Source organism: Anaplasma bovis (assembly GCF_036903315.1).
GTDB lineage: Bacteria > Pseudomonadota > Alphaproteobacteria > Rickettsiales > Anaplasmataceae > Anaplasma > Anaplasma bovis.
This window is the reverse complement of record NZ_JAWLNY010000080.1, coordinates 1-3,172: the sequence shown is the minus strand read 5'-3', so window position 1 is coordinate 3,172 and position 3,172 is coordinate 1. Positions and strand designations below refer to the sequence as shown.

The 3,172-nt window shown below is 42.2% G+C and carries 3 protein-coding genes; 1 reads left to right on the top strand and 2 read right to left on the bottom strand.

Annotated features, from left to right (window positions below):
• Positions 1-1,333 (top strand): hypothetical protein (locus R4I06_RS04580; RefSeq protein ID WP_334414406.1); only part of this gene is annotated, 1,333 nt, incomplete at its 5' end.
• A gap of 209 nt (positions 1,334-1,542) precedes the next feature.
• On the opposite strand, the gene nuoH is transcribed toward R4I06_RS04580, so the two are convergent.
• Positions 1,543-2,604 carry an NADH-quinone oxidoreductase subunit NuoH gene (gene nuoH / locus R4I06_RS04575; protein ID WP_334414405.1) on the bottom strand — a complete coding sequence of 354 codons (1,062 nt, stop codon included), beginning with the start codon at positions 2,602-2,604 and terminating at the stop codon, positions 1,543-1,545.
• 1 nt (position 2,605) lies between these two features.
• A partial coding sequence (locus R4I06_RS04570) for a molybdopterin-dependent oxidoreductase (protein ID WP_334414403.1) occupies positions 2,606-3,172 on the bottom strand: 567 nt, incomplete at its 5' end.

Here is a 3,172-nt window from a genome sequence, read left to right as displayed (position 1 = left end):
AGATGCTACACACATTAGCAAAGCCCATGTCCAGGAACAGCAACATACTGTGCATGGACAACAGCATACTGTGCATACTGCAAGCGTTACTCAAAAACGTGCTACGCCTGAGGCTATTGCAGCCGCTATAGCAGGAGATGCTACACACATTAGCAAAGCCCATGTCCAGGAACAGCAACATACTGTGCATGGACAACAGCATACTGTGCATACTGCAAGCGTTACTCAAAAACGTGCTACGCCTGTTGGCAAGGAAAAATCCTCAGAAGGTGATGAAAGAAGTGGGCGCAGGTCTTTAGATCCCACTTCGGAAACAAGAGGCAAGGAAAATGAATGGAAAGGTTACAAGCTTCTAGACTCCCCTACTCCTGTAGCACTACACAGGGAGCTTGCATCTCTAAAGAAGGCCAGTATAGATACTTTACTTTTAGACATAAAAAGACTGAGAAGTGAGTACAGATCTCCTCAAGAGAGTGAGATGCTCAATTCTGCAATTCTGTACACTCTGTGCTCATATGCAGACTTGTCATATGCTCTCAACAACGTCAATGGAGACAATCTCCATGCTGCAGTATCAGAAATTCTTTCTGAGTGCAGAAAGTCTGTTGAAAAAGGTGAAAAGGACATAGGTACAAAAACTTATAAGATCTTACGTAATGTAATACCTGAAGCATTATCTAGGAACGGAATAGAGTGCCGCAACGTAAATAATCCATTATTTGAGATCAAAAATGGCAAAATCAGGTCTTTAACTCCTCTTCTTACAGATGGCTTCTCTTCTGCATATGGTTACGGAAGGTATATGGACAATTTGATAGAACATTCTGTCTCAGAAGTAGGAGATATATCAAAGAGATCTTCGCTTGATAGCAGCATCAATCTTCGTCTCAACGATTTACCTCTACTAGTCATGGCGCTTGACAATGTTAAGACTGATAGAGGCAGCTTACCTGTACCTGAAAAAGACAGCGGTCCTATACCGCAGGCAGATGGCATGGTTCTCCTCAAACATATATATAATATGTCTTCCATTACCGGAGCTACGTGGAAGATCACAAAAGCTCAAGATGCTAAAGCCGCTTTGGAGCAGGACGAAAAACTAAGTATACATTCAGGTAGCGAAAAACCAGGTACACATTCTCCTGAAGCAAAACAGAAACAAGGCTCTGTTCGCCTTTCTGAAGAAATGGAAAAGGAAATCGAATTGTATGCAAAAGCAATGGAGGGAATTTTATCTACAGACAGTGATGTTTCAGAAAAAGATTTACCCAAAAGCTCTCCTGCTGCCCCAGCAGCTTCTACAGCGAAAAATAATAGGCAGCAAGGTAGATAAAGCAATTAGATGATACACAAGGATTACTTTGCCACTGCTATACTTTGAGCTATATGCACTGAGCAAACTCATCAGTGGCGTAACCGGGAAGGCTGAAGTAGTTACGACAAATTTATCCTTGTCACGAAAGCTGCTACTGGAGAACAAACTCCTCGGCACTTTATACATCTTCTAAAAGCCACCGCTTTTCCTCGGACCAGGCTCTGATCTTACTTTGGAAACGCATCAAAGTATAACATTGTACCAGATACCAGCATAAGCCATATGAAAGAAAAAGGCAAAAGTACCTTCCAGCCCAATCTCATGAGCTGATCATACCTGTATCTAGGAATAGTAGCTCTTATCCATATAAAACAAAAAAGTAGGAAGAATATCTTTCCAAAAAACCACACAAAACCAGGTATCATGTAGAAAATTCCCAGATTTATAGGGGGATACCATCCGCCTAAGAAAAATATCACCATGATTGCACTCACCAATATCATGTTTGCGTATTCACCAAGAAAAAACATGGCAAACAACATAGACGAATACTCAACGTTGTACCCTGATACTAGCTCAGACTCCGCTTCTGGAAGATCGAAAGGATGACGATTTGTTTCAGCCAAAATGGATATAAAAAATACCCCTATCATAGGGAGCAAAAGTATGTCAACCCAGTATGGCATCGCATGCCTAGCTACCACAATATCTACCAACCGAAAGGAACCAGTAACAGTTGCCACGGTTAGAATAACCAGCCCCATCGACATCTCATACGAAATCATCTGAGACGCAGATCTTATAGCACCTAAAAATGCATAACTAGAGCCACTAGCCCATCCAGCGATTATGACGCCATAAACCTCTAGCGAAGATATGGCAAGTAGATATAGCACACCCAAGTTTAAATTCGCAATTGCATATGGCACAACAGTGGTGATGCCTTCTTGAACCACTTCACTAGCGCCTAATGGAATTACAGCCCACCCACATATGGCAAGCGCAAACATGATCACAGGAGCAGCAAAAAACATAATACCCCTAGATTTCATGGGCATTATACTTTCCTTTGTCAGTAACTTAAATGCATCCGCAAATGGCTGCAGTAGACCAAAAAATCCCACAACACTAGGCCCATGCCTAAATTGCATAAACGCAATAACTTTACGCTCCATGTAAACTAGATATGCAACCGATACCATGACGCCCGTGATGAGAACGAGCATTTTAACGAGGAGGAACTTATTCGAGAGAACCCAAGACAGCAGCTCAACAAGTGCATTACCCATGTCAGTAAGCTCTGTTCGTAAAAAACTTGGTACACTTCGCCATTGTGATAGAAGCCCTACTTATAGGATCAGTCATGTAAAAGTTTCTAACTACAGATGTGAACTTCTTATCACGCGCTCCCAATGCTCCAATATTTTTACCAAACTTGGGAAGCTTCCATTCTGAGCTTACTAAGCTACCAATGTTATCCTCAGAAAACTGCCTTCCGATTTCAGCAAGACCTTTCCATACATCCGGAGTACTTTTATAGGGAAGAGGCGATCCAAAAGCTTCTGATAACATACTGACAATCTTCCAGTCCTCCTTTGAATTTCCAGGAGAACCCACAGCCAGCTCTGTTCTCTGTACCCTGCCCTCTGTATTAACATAAGTAGCACGCTTCTCTGTATACGTAACTCCAGGTAACACTACATCAGCTACGTGAGCGCCCCTGTCCGCATGATGCCCCTGATAAATGATAAAGAGATCAGGGTTAGAAGCTTTAGCTTGCTCTAGATCAATCTCATCGGCGCCAAGCAAATACAAGACCTTAACTTCATTTTTGGAAACCTTATCTAGTATCTCTGA

Coding starts and splice junctions, on each gene's coding strand:
- nuoH (WP_334414405.1), bottom strand. CDS start 2,604: ATGGGTAATGCACTTGTTGAGCTGCTGTCTTGGGTTCTCTCGAATAAG.